Raw genomic sequence first — 20,871 nt, forward strand, 5'->3', positions numbered from 1 at the left:
ACGTCACCGAAACGGCCGCCTGGCCACCATCTTCAGTCCTGAGGCGCAGGGGCGGGAGAGCGCTTCGCGGTGTCGGCCGCGCCTCCGTGCCCGGGGGCGCGGGCTGCCCAGCCATGTTCGAGCAGGTCGAAGGCCGCTCGTGCGGCCTCGCGCGGGTCGGCGTGCCGGCGGGCCAGGTCGACGGCTTCGAGAGTGAACCGGGCCAGCGCGGCGCAGGTGAGATCGTCCGCCGGGGCTCCGGTCGCCTCGGCGATGGCGTGCGCGAGGGCGGTCTCGTGGCGCAGCCACATGCGGCGGGCGTACTCGCGCAGGGCGGGGGTCTCCTCGACCAGGCGGGTGACGGCGGCGGCCCGCTCGTCCGCGTCAACCTTGCCCCTCCACTCCAGGATGTGTTCCCGCAGGGCCGCGGGGATCGACCGGCCGAGGGCGCGGTCGCGCACCGCGGCGACCAGCGCGGCCTCGAGGTCCCTTTCCGGGGACACGGTCATCGACGTGGAATCTGCGCGACACCACCTCAACGAGCGAATCCGGAGCGTCCAGACGCCCGGTTGACCTCAGGAGTCGAGCACGGCGGCGACGGCTTCGATCTCGACGAGCTGGTCGTTGTACCCGAGCACGGTGACGCCCATCAAGGTGCTCGGAACGTCATGCTCACCGAACGAGTCCCGGACCACCTTCCAGGCGGTCCCCAGGTCCTCCTGCCGGGTGGACGCGACGAGAACCCTCGTGCTGATGACATCCTGCAGCGACGCGCCGGCGGCGGCGAGAGCTTCCCGCATGTTCTCGACGGCCTTCGCCGCCTGACCCGCATAGTCGCCGATCGCGGCCGTCGACCCGTCCGCGTTCAGCGGACACGCGCCGGCGAGGAAGATGAGCCGCGACTCGGCGGGCGCCGTGGCCGCGTAGGCGTACTCGGCGACGTCGGAGAGGGAGGCGGAGCGGATCAACGTGATGGCGCGGGGCACGGTCGTTCAGGTCCTTCCGGGGTCTTTCGCAGCATGCCTGAAGCAACCATCCTGGCAGGGGCGTTCTCGTTCCCGCCTCCCCTTTTCCGCTGACCGGCTGTCAAGCTGCTGCTTCGGGGGGCGCCGTGCGCTACGCCCCCCGTCTCTCCAGCAGACGATCGAGTCTGACCGCCAAGTCGATCATGTCGCACCGCAGCGCCTCGCATCGCCTGAGCATCTTGCTCCGGGCCGAGGCGAACTGCTCGTCCGTCTGCCGCCGAAGACCGGCCAATTCGTCCCGCAGGGCCGCGAAGTCCTGGTTCAGCCCGATGTGCAGGTCGGCGACGTCGGCCCGCACCTCGGCGATGGCGACTTCCAGCGTGGTGGCGCCTTCCCCGAGGGTGCTCTCCTGCGCCGGGAAGTGACCGTAGAGCACGTTGGGAGGGGCGGAGGCCGCGTCATCGGAACGCATCACTGCTTCGAGGGCTGCCAGACGGTGTCTCAATTCGCGAATCGCCGCCTCTATATCCATCTCCCCCCGGCCTTTGCGCTAGTCGGAAGGGCCCACGTCCTGACGACCGGGTCCCACTGCCAGTGAGTACATGGTGGCAAACCGATTCAAGATCGTGGCGATCGGCGGCTTGGGTGGGGTGTGGTTTCCCTCCTCCCAGGGTGACAAAAATCGCCGCGCAGGATGAGTTTCTGCACTTCGAGGCGGTGGCCGCCGACGCGAGGACGGTGGTCAGGCCGCGATCTGTCAGTCGCGGTCGTTAGGCTCGCGGCGTGATGAAGGAGTTCGATCTCGATCTCGGCGACAGTCGTACGCTGCACGTTTACGACACCGGCCAGCAGGACGCGCCCCATCCGCTGACCGTCTTCTGGCACCACGGCACGCCGAACATCGGGACGCCGCCCGAGCCGCTCTTCCCCGTCTCAGAACCACTCGGCATCCGATGGGTGTCCTACGACCGGCCCGGTTACGGCGGCTCCACCCCCTCGACGGGGAGAAACCTGGTGTCGGCGGCCGGCTACGTGTCCCGGGTCGCCGACGCGCTGGGCATCGATCGGTTCGCGGTGATGGGCCACTCCGGCGGCGGTTCACATGCCCTGGCCTGCGGCGCCCTGCTCCAGGAGCGCGTGCTGGCCGTCGTCAGCGTGTCCGGCCTGGCCCCGTACGGTGCTGAGGGCCTTGACTGGTTCGCGGGCATGTACGCCTCCGGCCAGGCATCACTGCGCGCAGCCGTCCAGGGCCGCGCGGCCAAGGAGCGGCACGAGGCGTCGGCCGGGTACGACCCGGAGATGTTCACCTCAGCCGATCACGCCGCGCTGGGAGGCGAGTGGTCGTGGTTCGGCAGCGTCGTCGGCCCGGCGCAGGAGGGCGGCCAGGGCGGGGCGATCGACGACGACCTCGCGTACGTGAACCCGTGGGGATGCGACCCCGCGCGGATCACGGCGCCGACGCTGCTCATGCACGGCGACCAGGACCGCGTCGTGCCCAGCTCGCACGGCACGTGGCTGGCCCGGCACTGCCCTGCAGCTCAGATCAAGATGTTTCCCGACGGCCACATCTCGGTCCTCCGCTCTGGAGCAGAAGCCCTGGACTGGCTCCACGAGAACGCCCGATAGCAGGCCGGTGGAAACCACTGCCCAGGGTTCGGCCGACGTGGCCCATGTCGGCCGCTGGGTCAGCGGTGTCGCCGGTACCACAGCTCTACGATCCCGTTGGTGGAGGCGGTGCTGGAGACCAGGTCGAGCCGCATGAGCTCGACGCCGCACTTTTGCTGGCCCGGATGCCCGAGCCGATGCGGCCGGGCCGGTCGAACGCGTTACGGATGGCCTCCTCCCAGCTGCCGCACCAGCGCTTGATGGACATCGATGCGCGGATGGAGACGGCGGCCGCCCGGCCGGTGATCGTGCCGTCCGAAACCCCGCCCACCAGATCGACGCGCTGAAGGTCACCCGGCTGGACCGGCTGTCGCGCTCAGTCCTGCACCTGGTCGCCCTCGGGGCGGTCCTGCGCGAACGTGGGGGGCCTGCGCGTGATCGAGCAGGGAATCGACGTCGGCACGATAGAGGGCCGTGCGATGACCGGCATGCTGCCGGTCCCGGCCGAGCCGCGGCGCGAGCTGATCGTGGCCAACACCATGGACGGCCTGGCCTCCGCCCGTGCCCGCGGCCGGCCGAACAGGAGGTTCGCTGTCATCTCGATGGAGATGCCGGGACGGGTGTCGGGCTTGCGGGCCAGGGCTTCGGCCGCTGCGTACTGCACGGTGTAACGCGGGTCGAGGCCGTCCGGCTCGGTGCCGCAGGCGATGGACACCCTGCGCGACGAACAGCTCGCGAGCCGCCTCGACGAGCTTTTCACGGGTGCGGCGTGAGCGCTCGGCCCCCTTTTCCGGCCGCTTGACGCTGTCCATATTGCGAGTGTATCTCTAGAGAAGGTCACTAGAGTTCAACTTTAAATTCTTGGAGGAGACGATGGACCAGCCCAGCACCACCCAGACGCCGGAACCGGACCTGACCTCAACGCAGCGCGACCAGGAGGAGGAGTCCGTCCACCGCGCACTGGAGAGCTACTACCGCGCCGGCAAGCCGCCGTGGGACACCGGCGTGACGCCGCCCGAGCTGGTCGCCCTGGTAGAGGGGCACGAGGCGATGCCGCCCGGCCGCGCCCTCGAACTCGGCTGCGGCACGGGGACCAACGCCATCTACCTCGCACGGCACGGCTGGGAGGTGGCGGCCGTCGACCTGATCGACCGCGCCGTCGACCAGGCCAGAAAGAAGGCTGCGGCGGCGGGAGTGGCGGTACGGCTGCTGCACGGAGACGCCACCCGCCTCGACGAGTTGGACGTGCCGGGCCCCTTCGACCTGTTCTTCGACCTGAGCTGCTACTGCGGGGTCCCGCTGCACCGCCGCGACGCCTACGCCGCCGGGCTTACCCACCGCGCCGCTCCCGGGGCACGGTTGCTGATGTTCGGGTACGGCCCCGAGCCGCTCGGCAATCCGACCCCCGAGGTCGCGTCGTGGGCGGCGGGCGTCACTGCCGACGAGCTCCGCGCCAGGTTCCCCGGCTGGGAACTACTCGACGTCACACCGGGCACCAACTCGGTGCCGACCTTCTGGTTCACGCTGGGCCGCGACGCCTAGCAATCTCCGGTCGCGGGTTTCCGTAGGTTTGTAGCGAGTTTCGCGCCGCCCGAGCAAGTCGAGCTTGGGCGGCGTAGCGGTCGAGTGCCGTGATGGCCCTGAGCGCGGGGCTTCTGGACATCCTCGCGCTGACGTGGCCGTTCTTTTTCCTGTGGAGGTCGCGCTTCCCTTGCACGTCACTCAATGTCCTAGGCGGCCTGCTGGCCGCTGCCGCGCCGCTTGGCACGGTGCTCGGTGGCGCCCTGCCTCTCGCTCTGGAGCCTCGGCCTCGCCGTGAGGCCCTTCCATCACGGGATCGGCCGCCTTCGTCACGAGTCGCCGAACACCATGCGATGCCCGTTGGCGGTGTCCATGTACTCGCGTACCCGGTGGATCAGCCCGTCCCGCAGCTCGAAGACGAAGCAGTAGTCGTTGCGGTAGGCGTTGCCGTTGGCGAGCGTCGCCTGCATGGTCTCCTCCACCACGACCACGTCGCCGGCGGCGTGGAACCCCCGGAAATCCACCGTCACATCGGCGACGAACAGGCGCGGGAAGTCCACGGTGAGGAAGTGGACGATGGCGTCCCTGCCCACTATGTGGTGCGAGCCGCCGAGCGCCACGGCGGTCGCGTTCCCGGGCGGGGCCAGCCACTCCGCGTCCTTGGTGAAGAACATCGCGATCAAGTCCTTGTCCCGGGTCGAGAACGATCGCCATGCCTGCTTCACCAGCGTGCGGTTCTGCTCAGAAGTCATGCGGGGGAGTGTGGCATCGTCCGGAGCAGAAGACCGGCCGGATTCGGCCAAGATCGCCGGGCGGTGTACTGTACCGCCCTCATACGGACAGGAGACCGCAATGGCCGTCGGCATCGACAAGATCGCGTGGATCCATCTGGAGGATGGCAAGATCCTCAGCACCCGATCGCACGGCAAGGACGTGTACTACCTCCCCGGCGGCAAACGCGAGCCCGGTGAGAGTGACCTCGACACTCTCGTCCGGGAGATCGACGAGGAGCTGTCCGTCGCCATCGTCCCCGCCACTGCCGCCCACCTGGGGACGTATCAGGCTCAGGCGCACGGTCACCCCGTGGGTGTCGTCGTGCAGATGGCCTGTTACACCGCCGACCACCTCGGGACGCCGACGCCCAGTAACGAGATCGAAGAGATCGTCTGGCTGACCTATGCCGATCGCCACCGCGTGTCGGACGTGGACCAGATCGTCTTCGACGAACTGCACCAGACAGGCCGGCTCCACTGACTCGACGCGTGAACGGTAAGGGAGGGGCGAAAGCGTCTCAGGAAGGCGTCCGAGCGGAGCGAGGTCGAATGCGCCGCTCAGTCGCCGAATTCCAGGTGGAGGGCCTGGGTGAAGTCGGAGACCGCCTCCTCGTGGCGGTCCAGCTCCTGAAGGATCTCCCCGCGCACCCGGAACGCCCAAATGTATTCGGGGTCCAGCTCGATCGCCCGGTTCAGATCGTTCAGGGCCGCCTCGTTGTCGCCCAGCTCGCTCAGCACCGCTCCCCGGCTGCCGTAGGCGCGGTCGTTCTCCGGGTCCAGCTCCAAAGCGCGGCTGAGGTCGGTCAGCGCGTCCTCGTACCGGTCTGTCATGCGCAGCGCCTCGCCCCTCCGGCTCAGCGCGCGTACGTAGTCCGGGTTCACCTCCAGCGCCTTCGTGTAGTCGTCGATGGCCTCGGCGTAAAGGTGCATACGCTGGTACAGGTCGCCGCGGGCCGCCCAGGAATAGGGCAGCTCCTCGTTCAGGGCGATGATTTTCCCGTGCGCCTCCAGGGCCTCGTCCAGGCGGTCCAGGTCCACCAGGGCGTCGGCCTTCGCCTCCAGGATCCACAGGGAGTCGGGGGCGAGGGTGAGGGCGTGCTCGAAGTCCGCCATGGCGTCCTCCAGGCGTCCCATCGCGGCGTACGTCTGGCCGCGCGAGCCCAGGGCGTACGCGCTGTCCGGCTCCAGCCTGAGTGCCTCGTCGAAATCCACCAGCGCGGCCTCGTAGCGTTCGATGACGCGGTGGCTCTCGCCGCGCAGCCGCCAGGCCCGGGCGTTGTCGGGCACCAGTGCGATCGACTCCGTCAGATCCGCGATCGCGGCGTCGTGTCTCGACAGGGCGATGTACGACTCGGCGCGGCTGCGGAGCACCGACGCACGGGACTGGGCGGCTGCCTCCGAGACGCCCGGCTGGTCCTTGATCCCCTCGCTCATGAGGGGTAAATCTATCTGACTAAATCTGGATTATGGCTGCCTTTTCGCGGGTGTACTCGAGGACCGAATCGTGCCCGTACCCGCTGTCCTTGACGCCGCCGAACGGCAGCCCGGGCGGCATCTGGCGGAACGTGTTCACCCACACCGTGCCGCTCTGGAGATCGCGCACGAACCGGTGCGCCCGGCCCAGGTCGCGCGTCCAGACGCCCGCCGCCAGGCCGTAGCGGGAGTCGTTCGCGATCTCCAGCGCCTCCTCGTCGGAGGAGAACGGCATGGCCACGGCCACCGGGCCGAAGATCTCCTCCTGGCAGATCCGGAGCGAGTTGTCCATGGTCGTGTACAGGGTGGGGGCGACCCAGTAGCCGTCCGGGAGGCCGGGCACCACGTCGGCGCCCGTCCGGCCGCCGAAGACCAGGCTCGCCCCCTCCTTCTCCGCCAGCTCGAGGTACGACCGCACCTGCTCGTACTGCGCCGACGACACGATCGGGCCCATGGTCGTCCGCAGGTCCAGGGGGTCGTTCAGGATCAGGCCCGCGCAGACGCGCTCGATGCGGCCCAGCATCTCGTCCCAGATCGACCGGTGAATGAGGATGCGGGAGCCCGCCACGCACACCTGTCCGGCGTTGCCGGTGTAGATCGAGTTCACGGTAACGCCCTGGGTGGCCGCGTCCAGGTCGGCGTCGGGAAAGACGATGTTGGGGGACTTGCCCCCGAGCTCGAACGTCAGCGGCTTGAGCGCGTCCGCCGACGCCCGGGTGATCGTCTGGCCGGTGGCCGTCGAGCCGGTGAGGCTGATCCTGGCCACGTCGCGGTGCCGTACGAGCGCGTCCCCGACCTCCTCGCCGAGGCCGCTGACGATGTTGAGCACGCCGGGCGGGAACACCTCCGCCAGCAGCTCGCCCAGCCGCAGCACCGACGCGCTCGCCTGCTCGGCCGGTTTGACGATCACCGTGTTCCCGGCCGCCAGCGCGTACGCCGCCTTGGCGGAGAACGTCGAGATGGGGGAGTTCCACGGGATGATGCAGACCGCCACCCCGTACGGCTCCCGCCGCGTCAGCCCGAGCGTGTCGGGACCCAGGACGACCGTGTCGCCCTTGGCCGCGTCCAGGCACTGCCCGGCGGCCAGCTGCCACAGGTACGCCATCCCCGGCAGGTCCCTCTTCAGCGTGTCGCGCAGGATCCGGCCGTTGTCGCGCGTCTCCAGCCTCGCCAGCTCCTCGGCGTTCCTGGCGAACACTTCCGACACCTTGCGCAGGTAGCCCGCTCTGGCCAGGGCGGGCAGCGCCGACCAGGCGGGGAAGGCGCGGCGGGCCGCCGCCACGGCCGCCTCGGCGTCGCGCGGTCCGCAGGCCGGGATCCGCGCCCACGCCTCCCCGGTGGCCGGATTGATCGAGTCGAGGGTTCTGCCGTCGCTTGCGGGGACCAGCTCGCCGCCGATGAGATTGCGATAGTCAGGCACGTTCCCAAGCATACGCTTGCTTGCGCCTCCCGAACACCTAAGGTCACGTAAAGTACGCGAACAGGTACGCATGGCTACCAAGGCGGCCGGGGAAGACGCTTCGCATGGCACCTCGACTGTTGGGCCGGCTGGCCTATGGCTCCCGCTATGACCGCGTTCCGTGGAACCAGCGCGTCTACGTCCGCCCGGGGGAGCTGCTGGTACGCGAGGCCCAGTGGCGCTGGCTGACCAGGCGCGCTCCGGTCATGCGCCTGGCCGACTACCAGCAGCTCAGGCCGCTGAAGGCGATCGAGGAGTTCCTGAGCTGCATGATGTGCGGGGACTCCCGCCAGCAGCTGCTCTTCTCGCCCGGCGGCAACGGATGGCGCTACCACGTCGTCCGCTGCCCAGCCTGCGGCTTTCTCTACCGCAACCCGGGCATCCGTCCCGAGCGCCTCGGCGACCTGTACGCCATCGGCTACAACACCTTCCTGACCGGCAAGTACGCCGCCAACCGGCAGCGCCGCTACGAGCTGACCATGCAGGCGTTCTCGCCGGTGTTCGACGAGGGCAAGGAGCGGCGGCTGCTCGACTTCGGCTCCGGGATCGGGCTCTTCCTCGAACTGGCCGAGCAGCGTGGGTTCGACGCCTGCGGGGTGGACCTGTCGCCCGAGTCCGTCGCCCAGGCCAACGACCGGCTGAGCAGCGTGCCTACATACCTCGGCGCGCCCGAGGACGTGCCGGAGATCGCCGCGGGCGGGTTCGACGTGATCACGCTCTGGTCGGTGCTGGCGCACCTGCCCAGGCCGCTGGACGACTTCGCGGCGTTCAGGCGGCTGCTGGCGCCCGGCGGGGTGCTGCTCATCCTGACCGTGAACGCGCGATCGACGCAGCTCAAGGCGTACGGGCCGGCGTGGAACGGATTCACCAAGAACCATCTGATGTTCTACTCGTCGCAGACCGTTCGCACGCTGCTGGGCCGTACCGGCTTCGCGGGCGTCGCCTTCGCCCCCCATTACGGCGACACGGTCGAGGCGGGCACGAGCCGCCTGCCCGGCGACCTGGTGCGCAGGCTGCGCCGCAACGTGGAGCTGAGCGACGGCGGGAACATGATGCGGGTCCTCGCCTTCGCCGACGAGGAGGCCATCGGCCGCTGGGGCGGCGGCCCGCTGACGGTCCACCGCCTGAGCGCCTAGACCCGGCCGAGTACACCTAGAGCTCGGGAACGCCCAGGTCCGGGGCGGGGCCGGCGCCGACCTGCTTGCCGAGCGCGGGGTCGAGCTGCTCGATCAGCCGCTGCACCAGCGCCGCCCGCCGCACCCGCTCACGCCCCAGCTCCCGCGGCACCGCCCCGAGGTGCGAGCCGGAGGGGTAGATGTTGGGCGCGTTGCGCAGCCCCATCTTCAGGTAGACCGGCGCGGCGGCCCGGACGATCTCCACTGCCTCGTAGAACCGTACGAACCCGCCCTGGTCGTCCGGCACCTCCAGGTAGAGGTCGATCGGCAGCCTGGTAGCGGCCCGGATCTCGGCCAGGTGCGGCACGGTCAGATCGGTGCCCACGTTCACGGTGGTCGCGCCGAGCCGCTCGAAGACCGCCGCGGTCGGGCCGTTGGTGAGCGGTATCAGCACGGACGTCTTCAGCACCAGGTTGGCGGGGAGCGTGCCGTCCTCCTTCAGCGCGCGCAGCACCTCGAGCGTGCCGACGTCGCCGACGAGGAGGCTGCGGATGCCCAGCGAGCAGGCCCGCAGCGCGTCCGCCACGCACGCCGCCACCATCGCGTTGCCCCGCGCGGCCGCGCCGACGGCCTGGGTCAGCTTGGCCTGGCCGCCGGTGTCCCAGGCGGCCCGCGGCCCGAGGAACAGGTTGATCTCGATGCCCCGCTCGGCCCCGATCCGCGCCATGTCGGAGATCTCGGCGTCCGTCAGCATCATCACGCCGCTGCCCTGCGACGTCCTGGCGATCGGCACGCCCAGCCGATCGGCCTCGGCGACCACCGACTCGAGCACGGCCGGCCCTTCGACGCTGGGGATCTCGAACCGGTACGGTGCCCCGTCCGCGAACCGCGACTCCACGGCGGAGGCGGTCCCGGCCACCGGATGCCCGAGCCGGGCCATCAGGGCGTGCAGGTCGGCAAGGTTCGTCATCGGGAAGGCTCCTCATCATAGACCACTTCTGCGCGCCCGAGCGTAGTGCGCCGGAACTTCGCGGCAGGGAACCGCCCACCAAGGTGAAAGGGCGCTCAGAAGCCGGTCGAGAGAGCGATGTGCCGCCACTGGTCCAGCTCGCGCCGGACGAGATCAAGCTTGCCCTCCACACGTTCGACCGCGTCCGCGCCGAGTTGCAGGCGCAGCGGAGGCTCGGCTGCCTCCGCGACGTCCACGATGGCGGCGGCGGCCTTCGCCGGATCGCCCGGCTGACGGCCGTCGTTGGCGGCCAGCGCCGCGCGGGTCGGGCCCGCGCCGGCGTCATAATCCGAGATGGAGGCGGGCTGGACTTCCAGGCTTGCGCTATTGAGGAAGTCCGTGCGGAAGCCGCCCGGCTCGACGATGACGACCCGCACACCGAGTGGTGCCAGTTCGCCGTGCAGCGCTTCGGAAATGCCCTCGAGGGCGAACTTCGTCGCGCCGTACAGGCCCGTGCCCGGGGCCGTCGCGAACCCGGCCACCGAACCGATGTTCAGCACGCACCCGGACCGTTGGGCGCGCAGCGTGGGCAGCGTCGCGCGCAACGTGTTCAGCACGCCGAAGACGTTGACCTCGAACAGGTCGCGTACCGCCTTGTCGGACACCTCCTCGACCGCACCCACCAGCCCGTATCCGGCATTGTTCACCACGACGTCGATCCGGCCGAACTCGGCCAGTCCAGCATCGACGGCGGCCTGGAGCTGCTCCTGAGAAGTGACATCCGTGGTCACGGCCAGCAGCCCGGCAGGCTTGTCCGGATATGTCGTGAGCACCGCCTCCGCGTTCCGAGCCGTGGCAATGACACTGTGCCCCCGTGACAGCGCTTCGCGCACGATCTCCGCTCCGAGACCCCGCGACGCTCCGGTGACGAACCAGACACTCATGATCTTTCCCCAGTCCGTTCGATCGGCTACGTCTGGACGCTACAAGCTAGAGTCGGCTCTAGATCAAGCAGGGTGTGAGGGGAGTCGCTCGTGGATCTGAGCATCGGCGAGGTGTCCAAGCGGAGCGGGCTGAGTGTCCACGCGCTGCGCTTCTACGAGAAGGAGGGGTTGTTCGCCAACTCCATACGCCGCACGCCGAACGGGCGGCGGATCTACCACGAGGAAGACCTCGAGTGGCTGGCGAGCTGTGCCAGGCTGCGCTCATCGGGGATGTCGCTGGCGGCGATCCGGCAGTACGTCGAGCTGACCCGGCAGGGGGCCGGCAACGAGCACGACCGCCTGGCGTTGCTGCGCGATCATGAGCAGCAGGTCGAGGCGCAGATTCGTGAGCTGCAGGAATGCTTGGACCTGATCAGATACAAGGTCGAGGTCTACGCGGAGTATGTCGCCCGCGGCCAGGCCGACGAGCTCTGGAATCCCTCCCATCCGGACGCCGAACGGACTGTTCCCGAGCCATGCCGTGATGCGCCTCGCGCGCCGGCTGAGCTCCCGGCCACCGGCTTCCTGCCGCCCCTGCGGGAGCACGGACAGGCAGATCGGCAGGTCTAGGATCGAGCCATGCAGCTGGCCCCTGGAGTCCATGTCGCCATCACCGACCGCCACGGAGGCGTCAGCGTCCCGCCGTACGGGTCGCGCAATCTCGGCGGCCTGGTCGGGGACGACCCGGAGGCCGTGCGGGCCAACCGGGCGGGCGTGGCGGCCGAGCTGGGCGTGCGGGGCATCGTGTTCATGCGCCAGGTCCACGGCGCCGACGTCGCCTACGTGAGCGAGCCGTTCGGGGACGATCCGCCGGCGCTCGACGGGGTGTTCACCACCGAGCCGGGCCTGGCGCTGGCCTCGCTCGGCGCCGACTGCCCGGCGGTGCTGGTGGCCGATCCGGTGGCGCGCATGGTCGGCGCGGCGCACTCCGGCCGCCCGGGCACCGAGGCGGGCATCGCGAGCGCCCTGGTGGCGGCCATGGCGGCCAAGGGCGCCGAGCCGGGGCGGATGGTCGCGCTGATCGGGCCGGGCGCGTGCGGCCGCTGCTACGAGGTGCCCGCCGAGCTGCGCGAACGGGTGGCCGCCCGTGTCCCCGAGACGTGGTCCACGACGTCGTGGGACACGCCCGCGCTCGACCTGCGGGCCGGGATCGAGGCCCAGCTCCGCGCGGCCGGGTTGCCGGACGTACGCCATGACGCCCGCTGCACGATCGAGTCGGAGGAGCTGTACTCGCACCGCCGAGAGCAGCCGGGCGGCCGCTTCGCCGGGATCATCTGGCTCGCCCGCTGACGTCGGGACCTACGTGCGCGGTCTATCGGGCCAGGATGTCGTCGAGGTCGTAGCTGACGGGCCGTTCGAGCTGCTCGTACGTGCATGACTCAGGGGTGCGGTCGGGCCGCCACCGCCGCCACTGGGCGGTGTGCCGGAAGCGGTCGCCTTCCATCTGGTCGTAGGCCACCTCGATCACCAGCTCCGGCCTGAGAGGGATGAACGACAGGTCCTTCTTGGCGTTCCATCGCGACACCGCGCCCGGCACCCGCTGCCCGCCGCGCGAGGGGCCGGTGGCGGGCTGGCCGATGTTGGCCGCCGCCTGCTCGGCCCAGTGGCCCCAGGGGTGCTCGCTCAGCTCCGCGATGTACGGCCTGATCTCCTCCACCAGCTCGGCCCTGCGCGCCATGGGGAACGAGGCCGCCACCCCCACATGGTGCAGCCGGCCGTCGTCGCCGTAGAGGCCGAGCAGCAGCGACCCCACGATCGGGCCCGACTTGTGCTCGCGGTAGCCGCAGATCACCACGTCGGCCGTGCGCTCGTGCTTGACCTTGAACATGGTGCGCTTGTCGGGGACGTACGGCTGGTCGCCCGGCTTGACGATGATGCCGTCGAGCCCCGCGCCCTCGAACGTCTCGAACCACTCGGCGGCCTGCTCGTCGCTGGTCGTGACCGGGGTCAGCCGGATGGACTCCCCCTTTTCCGGAAATATCCGCTCAAGGCGCGCCCGCCGCTCCGAGAACGGCTCCTCCATCAGCGACTCGTCGCCCAACGCGAGCAGGTCGAACGCGATGAACTGGGCCGGAGTCTGCTCCGACAGCAACGTCACCCGCGAGGCGGCCGGATGGATGCGCTGCTGCAGCGCGTCGAAGTCGAGCTGCGACCCCCTGGGCAGCACGATCTCGCCGTCCACCACGCACCTGTCCGGCAGCTCGGCCCTGACCGCCTCGACCAGCTCGGGGAAGTAGCGTGTGAACGGCCGCTCGTTACGGCTGCCCAGGTAGACCTCGTCGCCGTCGCGGAACACGATGCAGCGGAAGCCGTCCCACTTCGGCTCGTAGAACAGCGTGCCGTTCTGCTTGGGCATGGCCTTGACCGGCTTGGCCAGCATGGGCGGCACGGGAGGGCGCACCGGCAGGTTGGGCACCGGCTCCGGCTCTGGTTCAACGGGCGCCGGCTCTTCGACAGGCTCGGTCTGGTCAGTCGGCTCGCTCATCGCTCTGCTCCCTCGTGTATTTGCAGAAGAGGACCCCCTCCTCTTCCAGGACCTGGCTGAGGCCCAGTGTGACCTGCGCGGGCTCACCGTTGACGATGCGCGCCGCGCCGCCGCCGACCAGCAGCGGACTGATCGACAGGCAGAGCTCGTCGACCAGGTCGTCCGCCGAGAGCTGGGCGTTGACCCTGGGGCCGCCCTCGCACAGGATCCTGGTCAGGCCGCGCTCGTGCAGCGCGGCCACGGCCCGCCGCATGTCGACGCCCTCCTCTCCGGCGACGACGACGTCGGAGCCCCTGGCCGCCGCCTTGCGCCGCTCGCCCGGGGCGGCCTCGCAGGTGATCACGATCGTCCTGCTGGGGGCGTCGGCGAACCGCTCGAGGTCGAAGTCGAGGCTGCGGCTGATGACCGCGATGGGCGGCACGTCGGCTCGGCCCGCGCGGATCGCGGCCCACGTGTCGCGCGGCTTGATCGGGCCGTAGCCCTCCTTGCGCACGGTGGCGGCCCCCGCGACGACGACGTCGGCCAGGCCGCGCAGGATCTGGAAGATCTGCTTGTCGCCGCTGCTGGACAGACCGCCCGATCGGCCCTTCAACCACGCCGCGCCGTCGGCGCTGGCCACCATGTTGAGCCGCAGCCACGGCCGGCCCTCGGGGTAGGCGTACGCCTGAACGATGTCCGGGTTGTCCTTTATGTCGGGATAGATGCGCCGCACTCCTCTACCTTGGCACACCCCACCGACAACCCACGCCCACGACCCTTCCCGGCCGGTCGGCCCCGACGGTGGGCATCATCATGCACCCGAGACGCCGAACGGGTTGTCGATCGCGTACCGCCAGCGCCCGTCCTCGCCGCGCCGGGCGACGTCGGTGGCGGTGCCCTCGATGTGGACGTGCTGGCCGTCGGCGTCCGTCCCGTCGATCGTCCAGTCCACGACCAGCAGCGCGAGGTCCCCGGTCGTGTAGACGTGCCGCGGGCGGACGCTGACCGGCACCCCGAGGCCGGCGAACGCGGCGTTGGCGGCCTGGGCCTCCGCGCCGGTCAGCGGCATGCCCGGCTCGGGCACGAACACCGCCCCGCTCTCGTACACCTCGGCCAGTGCTGCCAGGTCGCCGCTGTTGAACCGCTCGGCGAACACCGCCGGCACGTCCTCCGGCCGCTCCGCAAGCTCCCGCATTGTCCGTCCACGTCCTTCCGCAAGGTAGAAACACCTGAGACGAGGAACGCTAGGAGGCGCCATCGTGGCTCACCAAACGGTTGGTCATGCGGTCCGGCCCGGCCTGCCCGACGACCCGTCGGCCGCCGTCACCGAACCCGACCCGGCATGCCCGGTGGAGATCACCCTTGCCGTGCTGCGCGGCCGCTGGACGACCTTGGTGGTACGCGAGCTCCTGCGGGGCGAATGTACGTTCACCGAGCTCCGGGAGGCGCTGCCCGCGCTGTCGGACAAGGTCCTGTCGGACCGGCTGGCGCAGCTGACGCAGGCCGGTGTCCTCATCCGGCACCGCCGGCCCGGCTGGCCGCCGCGCACCCGCTACCAGCTGACCCCGAAGGGGCGCGGCCTCGGGCCCGTGCTGCAGGCCCTGTGGGACTGGGGGGCGGAACACCACCCACCCTCGCCGGAGCGACCCTGAAAGCACTTCCCGGCCCGGGACTCCCGAAGCTCCGGCGACACTCCTGCTGGGTCCTGTGATCTTTGGAGGTCGCCGGTGAGGGATTCCACGCCGAGGTCACTGGCCTCGCGTTTCCGCCGCCGCGCATCGGGCTTAGCGTCTTCGACTCTCTGTGTTTATTGAGTAAAACGGACATCAGCGTGGCCTCGTCGCTTGCCGGCCGAGGCCGGGCAGCGATCCGGTGGAAGCCGATGTCGCGTCCGTCCGGCGAGCCGGGCGGACCGTGGTTGAGAGCCGCGTTGTCGGGGCCTGACTTCGCATTCCTGGATGGAGTGCGGCTCTTGGGCCACCGCCCCGCCGGACACTGTCCCGTTGGTGCGGACACCAATGGGGGCGGGGACCGGGCACCAGTCAGGCACCCGGCTGTGACTGAATATTACCGTCCGCTTACCCTCGGTCGCAATGGATCGACTGAGAGAAAAACGAACAACAGTTCCACTGGCAACCACGGGCCCGCAAAGCGAGCGCCAGCAGCAGGTCATAACCTGCATGGGTGCAGCGCATCCTCGTAGTGGGTATCAGCGGGGCGGGTAAGTCGACCATGGCGCGGGCCTTGAGCAGCCGGCTCGCGGTGCCCTATCACGAGATGGACGCCCTGTACTTCGCCGGTCCTGGCTGGGCCGTGAACGAGCGGTTTCCCGCTCAGGTCGCAGAGATCGCCGGTTCGCCGGCCTGGGTCTTCGACTCGTTCGGCTATCCGGCGGTCCGTGATTTGCTGTGGGAGCGTGCTGACACCGTCGTATGGCTGGACTACCCACGGCGGGTCATCATGCCTCGGATCCTGCGGCGGTCACTGCGCAGGACACTTCTCCGCGAGTCGATCTTCAACGGGAACCGCGAGTCAGTGGCGGAATGGTTCCGGCGGGATCATCCCGCATGGTGGGCGTGGTCCCAGCACGCGGCGCGGCGAGCGGACATACAGCGGCGCGTCCATGATCCGCGCTTCGCCCCTTTGAACGTGATCCGCCTCACCGCTGTGCGATCGTCGGCGTCGTGGCTTGGTTCCGTCGGGCATCGGTGACGATCAAGCTACGGGTGCCGGCCTCGGGCGGGGCGGTCGGTCTCGGGAAGGGTGGTTTCAGGACATATAGCGCTTTTGTGTATTACGAGGACGTACGGGCGTTCATGTGCTTACCGTGACGGCAGGGATGGGGAGGGAGGCCCAGTGGGTCTGGTCACCGCTGCCGCATGGACCGTCGCCGCGCTCGCCGGGGTGTACCTGCTCTACTTCTGGCTGGCCGGAGGCGGCCTGCGCCGGGCCAAGGTGACCCGGTTCCCGGCCGCCCTCGTGTTCGCCCACCCGGCGCTGGCCGTGTCGGCGCTGGTGTGCTGGATCGCCGGGCTGGTCACGGGGAGCCGGGTGCTCGCGTGGGTGGCGTTCGGGGGATTGGCGGCGGCGGCGCTGCTGGGGTTCGCGATGTTCACGCGGTGGCTCGGGGCCGGGCGGCACAAGGTGAGCGGCCGGGGGTTCCCGGTGCTGGCGGTGGCGTTGCACGGGCTGGCGGGAGTGGCGACGTTCGCGCTGGTGCTCCTCACCGCCAGCGCGCCCCGCCTCTTCTGAGCTGGACCCGTTGTGGGACGCCGCCGCCTATCGGGCGTTGCCCGGCGTGCGGCGGGGCTGGCGGAGGACCTGGAGGGACCGGGACGTGACGGCCACCACGTCGCCCGCCTGCCAGCCCTCGTCCGCGAACGCCTCCTCCATCGTGTCGTGGCTGGTGTCGAGCACGGGCACCCAGCCCGTGCCGCACTCCTCGCCCGGCAGCGTGAACGGCATGTTCTCGTGGTGCGCGTTGATGAGCAGCAGGAACGAGTCGTCCACGATCCGCTCGCCCCTCGGCCCCGGCTCGGTGATGGCCTCGCCGTTCAGGTAGACCATGAGCGACTTGGCGTACCCGATGTGCCAGTCGCCCGCCGTCATCTCCTTGCCGCCCGGGGTGAGCCAGACCAGGTCGCGCTTGCCGTCCTCGGGATGGCGGCCGTGGAAGAAGCGGCGGCGCTGGAAGACCGGGTGCTCGCGGCGCAGCTTCGACAGCGCCCTGACGAACTCGAGCAGCTCCTGCTCGGTGCGCACCATCGACCAGTCGACCCAGGCCAGTTCGTTGTCCTGGCAGTAGGCGTTGTTGTTGCCGCGCTGGGTGCGCCCGAGCTCGTCGCCGTGGGAGAGCATGGGCACGCCCTGCGACAGGAACAGGGTGGCCAGGAAGTTGCGCCGCTGGCGGCGGCGGAGCTGGACGATCTCGGGGTCCTCGACGGGGCCCTCCGCGCCGCAATTCCAGGAGCGGTTGTCGTTGGTGCCGTCGCGGTTGTCCTCGCCGTTGGCCTCGTTGTGCTTGTGGTCGTACGAGACCAGGTCGGCGAGGGTGAACCCGTCGTGGCAGGTCACGAAGTTGATCGAGGCGACCGGGCGGCGGCCGGAGGACTCGTAGAGGTCGGCGGAGCCGGTCAGCCGGGAGGCGAACTCGGGGAGGGCGGAATGCGTGCCTCTCCAGAAATCTCGCACGATGTCGCGGTATTTCCCGTTCCACTCCGTCCACAAGGGCGGGAAATTTCCGACCTGGTAGCCGCCGGGACCCACGTCCCACGGCTCGGCGATCAGCTTGACCTGCGAGATCACCGGGTCCTGCTGGATCAGGTCGAAGAACGCGCTCAGCCGGTCGACATCGTGCAGCTCTCTGGCCAGCGCCGACGCCAGGTCGAACCGGAACCCGTCGACGTGCATGTCGAGCACCCAGTAACGCAGCGAGTCCATGATCAGCTGCAGCGCGTGCGGCGAGCGCACGTTGAGGGAGTTGCCGCAGCCGGTGTAGTCGAGGTAGTAGCGCCGGTCACCGTCGTGCAGCCGGTAGTAGGCGGCGTTGTCGATCCCCCTGAACCCCAGCGTGGGCCCCATGTGGTCGCCCTCGGCCGTGTGGTTGTAGACCACGTCGAGGATGACCTCGATGCCCGCCTCGTGCAGCGCCCGCACCATCGCCTTGAACTCCAGCACCTGCTGCCCCCGCGTCCCCGCGCTGGAGTAGCTCCCGTGGGGCGCCAGGTAGGCCATGGTGTTGTAGCCCCAGTAGTTGGTCAGCCCGCGGGCCACCAGGAAGTGCTCGGGGATGTAGTGGTGCACCGGCATCAGCTCGACCGCCGTCACCCCGAGCGACAGCAGATGCTCGATGACCGCGGGGTGCCCCATGCCCGCGTACGTGCCGCGCTGGTCGGACGGCACGTCGGGGTGGCGCATGGTGAGCCCGCGCACGTGGGCCTCGTAGATCACGGTCTGGTGGTACGGGATGCGCGGCGGCCGGTCGTTGCCCCACTCGAAGAACGGGTTGATGACCACGTTCTTCGGCATGTAGGGAGCGCTGTCCTCGGTGTTCCGCCTGGTGGGGTCGGTGAAGTAATAGGGGAACAGCGCCTGGTTCCAGGTCAGCTCGCCGTCGATGGCCTTGGCGTAGGGGTCGAGGAGCAGCTTGGCGGGGTTGCTCCGGTGACCTTGGGACGGCTCGTACGGCCCGTGGACGCGGAAGCCGTACCGCTGCCCCGGCTGGATGCCCGGCAGATAACCATGCCAGACGAACCCGTCGACCTCGGGCAGATCGACCCGCTCCTCGGTGCCGTCATCGTGAAAAAGGCACAGCTCGACCCGCTCGGCGACCTCCGAGAACACCGAAAAGCTGGTGCCCACGCCATCCCAGGTAGCGCCGAGGGGATAGGGCTCGCCCGGCCAGACCTCACGCATGTGACCGTATTGTCGCATGCGAACGTGCTCTTGGTCTCTCAATAACCCGATCGCCCTTCGTACAGGGGGGTACCCCAGCGTGCTGCAGAGGGCGCCCCCCGGCGTGTCGGCAAGCGTCGGACAATCAGAGCAGCTCAGCCTCAAGCGTGATCGTGGTGCCCGCCAGGGCCTTGCTGACCGGACAGTTGGCCTTGGCCGTCTCGGCGGCCTCCTGGAACTGCTCGGCCGAGATGCCCGGCACGTGCCCCTTCACCGTGAGCACGATGCCCGTGATGCCCTCGCCCGGCTGGAACGTCACGTCGGCGCTCGTCTCCAGCGACTCCGGCGGGGTGCCGGCGCCGGCCAGCCCGTGCGAGAGCGCCATCGAGAAGCAGGACGAGTGGGCGGCGGCGATGAGCTCCTCGGGGGAGGTCTTGCCATTGGCCTCCTGGGACCTGGACGCCCAGGTGACCTCGAACGTGCCCACGCCGGACGTGTTCAGCGAGACCGTGCCCGAGCCGTTGATCAGGGCGCCCTTCCACTCGGTGGTGGCGGTGCGGGTGGTGGCCATGCGTTTGCTCCCTCCGTGGTGGTCCTCCGACCTTATCGCGAGCGGTCAAAGTGCGGTCCGCCGGTCATCCGCCTCTACTTTTCCGGCGAATAATGACATGCTCGGGTCGCGGCGCACCCGCCGCCTTGGTCCGGATTACACGGGAGTGTGGTGCCAGTGGAGGCACCGTACGACGACCGCCTGTTGCACCGGCGGGTGGTCGGCGGCGACGAGTCCGCGCTGGGCGAGGTCTACGATCGGCTCTCCCCGCTGATCTTCGGTCTCGCCCTGCGGGTCACCAGGGACCGGGTGATCGCCGAGGACATCACTCAGGAGGTCTTTCTGGTCTTCTGGGAGCGGCCGCTCGCCTACGACCCCGAGCGTGGCACCTTACGCGCGTGGCTGGCGACGATCGCCCACCGCCGGGCGGTCGACCATGTACGCGCCGAGGAACGCCGGCGGGTGTCCGCGCTGGGGCCGAGGCTGTTCGAGCGCGAACCCGCGAGACTGGAGGACACCGTGCTCGCCGCCGACGAGGCCGAGCGGGTGCGGCAGGCGGTGACGTCACTGCCCGACGGCCTCCGGGAGGCGGTGGAGCTCGCCTATTTCGGCGGCAGGACCTACCGGCAGGTAGGAGAGGAACTGGGCGTGCCCGAGGGCACGGCCAAATCGCGCATCCGGCTGGCGCTGAGACGCCTGGCGGACGCGCTTGCGGAGGAAGAGGTGTAATGGACCCCGTCGAGCGCCTCTACCTGGACGCGATGATGGAGGACCCGGGGGTGCCGGCCCGCTCGCTGCGACCCCAGCTCCTGGCCGGGGCCAGGGCCCGGCGCAGGCCCGCGGCTCCCACCGCGCCCTGGGCGGAGCCGTACGCGGGCCGGGTGGCCGCGATGGACGCGCTGCTCGCCTCGGCCGAGGACGACGACTGGTCGCGCGTGATCGTCGAGGGCTGGACCCTCCAGGAACTGGTCGCCCACCTGGCCGCCAAGGACGGCCTGCTGGCCGCCTCCGTGGGGGCTCCCGTGCTGGGCCCGCCCATGGGGGCGACGGACTCGCTGGGACGTACGGGCGACGTGCAGGCGTACGAGCGCGCCCGCAGCCCCGAGCAGACGAGAAGGGACTGGCGGGCCCAGGCCGACGCCCTCTGCCGCCACCTGGCGGACCTGCCGCCCACGACCCCCGCGACGCTGGACGGCATGGAGGTGCCGGTACGTGACCAGATCCTGGCGAGATGCCTGGAGACCTGGATCCACACCGCCGACGCCGCACAGACCGCCCGGATCCGCCTGCCCGACCCCGTCGCGGACCACATCCGCCCGACCGCCGACCTGTGCGCCCGCCTGCTGCCCTGGACGATGCTCCTGTCGGGCCTGGACGGCTCCGGCCGTACCCTCCGCCTCACCCTGACCGGCGACGGCGGGGGCGAGTGGCAGGTGCCGCTGGGGGTCGAGGACGCCGGGCCCGGGACGCCGGACGCGCACATCACGGCGGACGTGGTCGCGTTCTGCTTCCTGCTGGGCGGCAGGGGAGACCCGGCCGAGTTCCCCGCCGAGCTGGCCGGCGACCTCTCGCTGGCCAGGGACGTCCTCACCACGGCGCCCGCGCTTTCCGGCCCCTGATTCCGATGATTTCCCGGGCGTC

The 20,871-nt window shown here is 70.0% G+C and carries 26 protein-coding genes; 12 read left to right on the forward strand and 14 right to left on the reverse strand.

Features of this window, described 5'->3' with window-relative positions:
• Nucleotides 1–32 precede the first annotated feature (32 nt).
• The 3 genes from ABD830_RS49120 to ABD830_RS49130 all read right to left on the reverse strand — a co-directional run bounded on the left by ABD830_RS49120 (nt 33) and on the right by ABD830_RS49130 (nt 1,416).
• Nucleotides 33–488 carry an acyl-CoA-like ligand-binding transcription factor gene (locus ABD830_RS49120; RefSeq protein ID WP_345002488.1) on the reverse strand — a complete coding sequence of 152 codons (456 nt, stop codon included), beginning with the start codon at nt 486–488 and terminating at the stop codon, nt 33–35.
• Between the two features lie 66 nt (nt 489–554).
• Complete coding sequence (locus tag ABD830_RS49125) at nt 555–965, reverse strand: RidA family protein (RefSeq protein WP_345002489.1); 411 nt, start codon at nt 963–965, stop codon at nt 555–557.
• 130 nt (nt 966–1,095) lie between these two features.
• Nucleotides 1,096–1,416, reverse strand: a complete 321-nt coding sequence (locus ABD830_RS49130) for a hypothetical protein (RefSeq protein WP_345002490.1) — start codon at nt 1,414–1,416, stop codon at nt 1,096–1,098.
• 314 nt (nt 1,417–1,730) lie between these two features.
• On the opposite strand from ABD830_RS49130, the gene ABD830_RS49135 reads away from it, so the two are divergent.
• Nucleotides 1,731–2,570: an alpha/beta fold hydrolase gene (locus tag ABD830_RS49135; RefSeq protein WP_345002669.1), complete on the forward strand. Its 840-nt coding sequence runs from the start codon at nt 1,731–1,733 to the stop codon at nt 2,568–2,570.
• Between the two features lie 164 nt (nt 2,571–2,734).
• Nucleotides 2,735–2,896: a hypothetical protein gene (locus ABD830_RS49140; RefSeq protein ID WP_345002491.1), complete on the forward strand. Its 162-nt coding sequence runs from the start codon at nt 2,735–2,737 to the stop codon at nt 2,894–2,896.
• 29 nt (nt 2,897–2,925) lie between these two features.
• On the opposite strand, the gene ABD830_RS49145 is transcribed toward ABD830_RS49140, so the two are convergent.
• A complete protein-coding gene (locus ABD830_RS49145; RefSeq protein ID WP_345002492.1) occupies nt 2,926–3,309 on the reverse strand; it encodes a hypothetical protein in 384 nt (127 codons plus the stop codon).
• 113 nt (nt 3,310–3,422) lie between these two features.
• On the opposite strand from ABD830_RS49145, the gene ABD830_RS49150 reads away from it, so the two are divergent.
• Complete coding sequence (locus ABD830_RS49150) at nt 3,423–4,091, forward strand: class I SAM-dependent methyltransferase (RefSeq protein WP_345002493.1); 669 nt, start codon at nt 3,423–3,425, stop codon at nt 4,089–4,091.
• 308 nt (nt 4,092–4,399) lie between these two features.
• On the opposite strand, the gene ABD830_RS49155 is transcribed toward ABD830_RS49150, so the two are convergent.
• Nucleotides 4,400–4,822, reverse strand: a complete 423-nt coding sequence (locus tag ABD830_RS49155; RefSeq protein WP_345002494.1) for a nuclear transport factor 2 family protein — start codon at nt 4,820–4,822, stop codon at nt 4,400–4,402.
• Between the two features lie 100 nt (nt 4,823–4,922).
• Here ABD830_RS49155 and ABD830_RS49160 point away from each other — a divergent pair, with 100 nt between their 5' ends.
• Nucleotides 4,923–5,324 (forward strand): NUDIX hydrolase, encoded by a 402-nt coding sequence (locus tag ABD830_RS49160; protein ID WP_345002495.1) that lies wholly within the window; start codon nt 4,923–4,925, stop codon nt 5,322–5,324.
• A 77-nt stretch (nt 5,325–5,401) separates the two neighbouring features.
• Here ABD830_RS49160 and ABD830_RS49165 read toward each other — a convergent pair whose 3' ends face one another.
• Both ABD830_RS49165 and ABD830_RS49170 read right to left on the reverse strand, forming a co-directional pair.
• Nucleotides 5,402–6,277 carry a tetratricopeptide repeat protein gene (locus ABD830_RS49165; protein ID WP_345002496.1) on the reverse strand — a complete coding sequence of 292 codons (876 nt, stop codon included), beginning with the start codon at nt 6,275–6,277 and terminating at the stop codon, nt 5,402–5,404.
• Nucleotides 6,278–6,296: 19 nt separating this feature from the next.
• Complete coding sequence (locus tag ABD830_RS49170) at nt 6,297–7,736, reverse strand: aldehyde dehydrogenase family protein (protein WP_345002497.1); 1,440 nt, start codon at nt 7,734–7,736, stop codon at nt 6,297–6,299.
• A gap of 104 nt (nt 7,737–7,840) precedes the next feature.
• On the opposite strand from ABD830_RS49170, the gene ABD830_RS49175 reads away from it, so the two are divergent.
• Nucleotides 7,841–8,911: a class I SAM-dependent methyltransferase gene (locus ABD830_RS49175; RefSeq protein ID WP_345002498.1), complete on the forward strand. Its 1,071-nt coding sequence runs from the start codon at nt 7,841–7,843 to the stop codon at nt 8,909–8,911.
• A 16-nt stretch (nt 8,912–8,927) separates the two neighbouring features.
• Here the strand turns inward: ABD830_RS49175 and ABD830_RS49180 are convergent, their stop codons facing one another.
• Together ABD830_RS49180 and ABD830_RS49185 are read right to left on the reverse strand one after the other, a co-directional pair.
• Nucleotides 8,928–9,860 carry a hypothetical protein gene (locus tag ABD830_RS49180; RefSeq protein WP_345002499.1) on the reverse strand — a complete coding sequence of 311 codons (933 nt, stop codon included), beginning with the start codon at nt 9,858–9,860 and terminating at the stop codon, nt 8,928–8,930.
• 95 nt (nt 9,861–9,955) lie between these two features.
• The gene (locus ABD830_RS49185; RefSeq protein ID WP_345002500.1) at nt 9,956–10,783 is read right to left on the reverse strand and encodes an oxidoreductase; all 828 of its coding nucleotides are present in this window, start codon (nt 10,781–10,783) and stop codon (nt 9,956–9,958) included.
• A gap of 90 nt (nt 10,784–10,873) precedes the next feature.
• On the opposite strand from ABD830_RS49185, the gene ABD830_RS49190 reads away from it, so the two are divergent.
• Both ABD830_RS49190 and pgeF read left to right on the forward strand, forming a co-directional pair.
• Nucleotides 10,874–11,392 (forward strand): MerR family transcriptional regulator, encoded by a 519-nt coding sequence (locus tag ABD830_RS49190; RefSeq protein ID WP_345002501.1) that lies wholly within the window; start codon nt 10,874–10,876, stop codon nt 11,390–11,392.
• 9 nt (nt 11,393–11,401) lie between these two features.
• Complete coding sequence (gene pgeF, locus ABD830_RS49195; RefSeq protein ID WP_345002502.1) at nt 11,402–12,112, forward strand: peptidoglycan editing factor PgeF; 711 nt, start codon at nt 11,402–11,404, stop codon at nt 12,110–12,112.
• Nucleotides 12,113–12,134: 22 nt separating this feature from the next.
• On the opposite strand, the gene ABD830_RS49200 is transcribed toward pgeF, so the two are convergent.
• From ABD830_RS49200 to ABD830_RS49210, 3 genes are all read right to left on the reverse strand, one after another.
• Nucleotides 12,135–13,307 carry an ATP-dependent DNA ligase gene (locus ABD830_RS49200; RefSeq protein WP_345002503.1) on the reverse strand — a complete coding sequence of 391 codons (1,173 nt, stop codon included), beginning with the start codon at nt 13,305–13,307 and terminating at the stop codon, nt 12,135–12,137.
• Nucleotides 13,291–14,019: a pyrimidine reductase family protein gene (locus ABD830_RS49205; RefSeq protein ID WP_345002504.1), complete on the reverse strand. Its 729-nt coding sequence runs from the start codon at nt 14,017–14,019 to the stop codon at nt 13,291–13,293. Before ABD830_RS49205 ends, ABD830_RS49200 begins: the two co-directional genes overlap by 17 nt.
• Nucleotides 14,020–14,097: 78 nt before the next feature.
• The gene (locus tag ABD830_RS49210) at nt 14,098–14,481 is read right to left on the reverse strand and encodes a YybH family protein (protein ID WP_345002505.1); all 384 of its coding nucleotides are present in this window, start codon (nt 14,479–14,481) and stop codon (nt 14,098–14,100) included.
• Nucleotides 14,482–14,545: 64 nt separating this feature from the next.
• Between ABD830_RS49210 and ABD830_RS49215 the strand changes: the two genes are divergently transcribed.
• From ABD830_RS49215 to ABD830_RS49225, 3 genes are all read left to right on the forward strand, one after another.
• On the forward strand, nt 14,546–14,938 hold the full coding sequence (locus tag ABD830_RS49215; protein ID WP_345002506.1) for a winged helix-turn-helix transcriptional regulator: 393 nt from the start codon (nt 14,546–14,548) through the stop codon (nt 14,936–14,938).
• A gap of 532 nt (nt 14,939–15,470) precedes the next feature.
• On the forward strand, nt 15,471–15,998 hold the full coding sequence (locus ABD830_RS49220; RefSeq protein ID WP_345002507.1) for a P-loop NTPase family protein: 528 nt from the start codon (nt 15,471–15,473) through the stop codon (nt 15,996–15,998).
• A 144-nt stretch (nt 15,999–16,142) separates the two neighbouring features.
• Nucleotides 16,143–16,538 carry a hypothetical protein gene (locus tag ABD830_RS49225; protein ID WP_345002508.1) on the forward strand — a complete coding sequence of 132 codons (396 nt, stop codon included), beginning with the start codon at nt 16,143–16,145 and terminating at the stop codon, nt 16,536–16,538.
• 27 nt (nt 16,539–16,565) lie between these two features.
• Here the strand turns inward: ABD830_RS49225 and glgX are convergent, their stop codons facing one another.
• Both glgX and ABD830_RS49235 read right to left on the reverse strand, forming a co-directional pair.
• A complete protein-coding gene (gene glgX, locus ABD830_RS49230; RefSeq protein WP_345002509.1) occupies nt 16,566–18,701 on the reverse strand; it encodes a glycogen debranching protein GlgX in 2,136 nt (711 codons plus the stop codon).
• A gap of 124 nt (nt 18,702–18,825) precedes the next feature.
• On the reverse strand, nt 18,826–19,251 hold the full coding sequence (locus tag ABD830_RS49235; RefSeq protein WP_345002510.1) for an OsmC family protein: 426 nt from the start codon (nt 19,249–19,251) through the stop codon (nt 18,826–18,828).
• Between the two features lie 150 nt (nt 19,252–19,401).
• Between ABD830_RS49235 and ABD830_RS49240 the strand changes: the two genes are divergently transcribed.
• The gene (locus ABD830_RS49240) at nt 19,402–19,959 is read left to right on the forward strand and encodes a sigma-70 family RNA polymerase sigma factor (RefSeq protein WP_345002511.1); all 558 of its coding nucleotides are present in this window, start codon (nt 19,402–19,404) and stop codon (nt 19,957–19,959) included.
• Nucleotides 19,959–20,849: a maleylpyruvate isomerase family mycothiol-dependent enzyme gene (locus ABD830_RS49245; protein ID WP_345002512.1), complete on the forward strand. Its 891-nt coding sequence runs from the start codon at nt 19,959–19,961 to the stop codon at nt 20,847–20,849. The genes ABD830_RS49240 and ABD830_RS49245 overlap by 1 nt, the downstream gene beginning before the upstream one ends.
• The last annotated feature ends 22 nt before the right edge of the window (nt 20,850–20,871 follow it).

It is taken from the genome of Nonomuraea helvata, from assembly GCF_039535785.1.
Taxonomy (GTDB): domain Bacteria; phylum Actinomycetota; class Actinomycetes; order Streptosporangiales; family Streptosporangiaceae; genus Nonomuraea; species Nonomuraea helvata.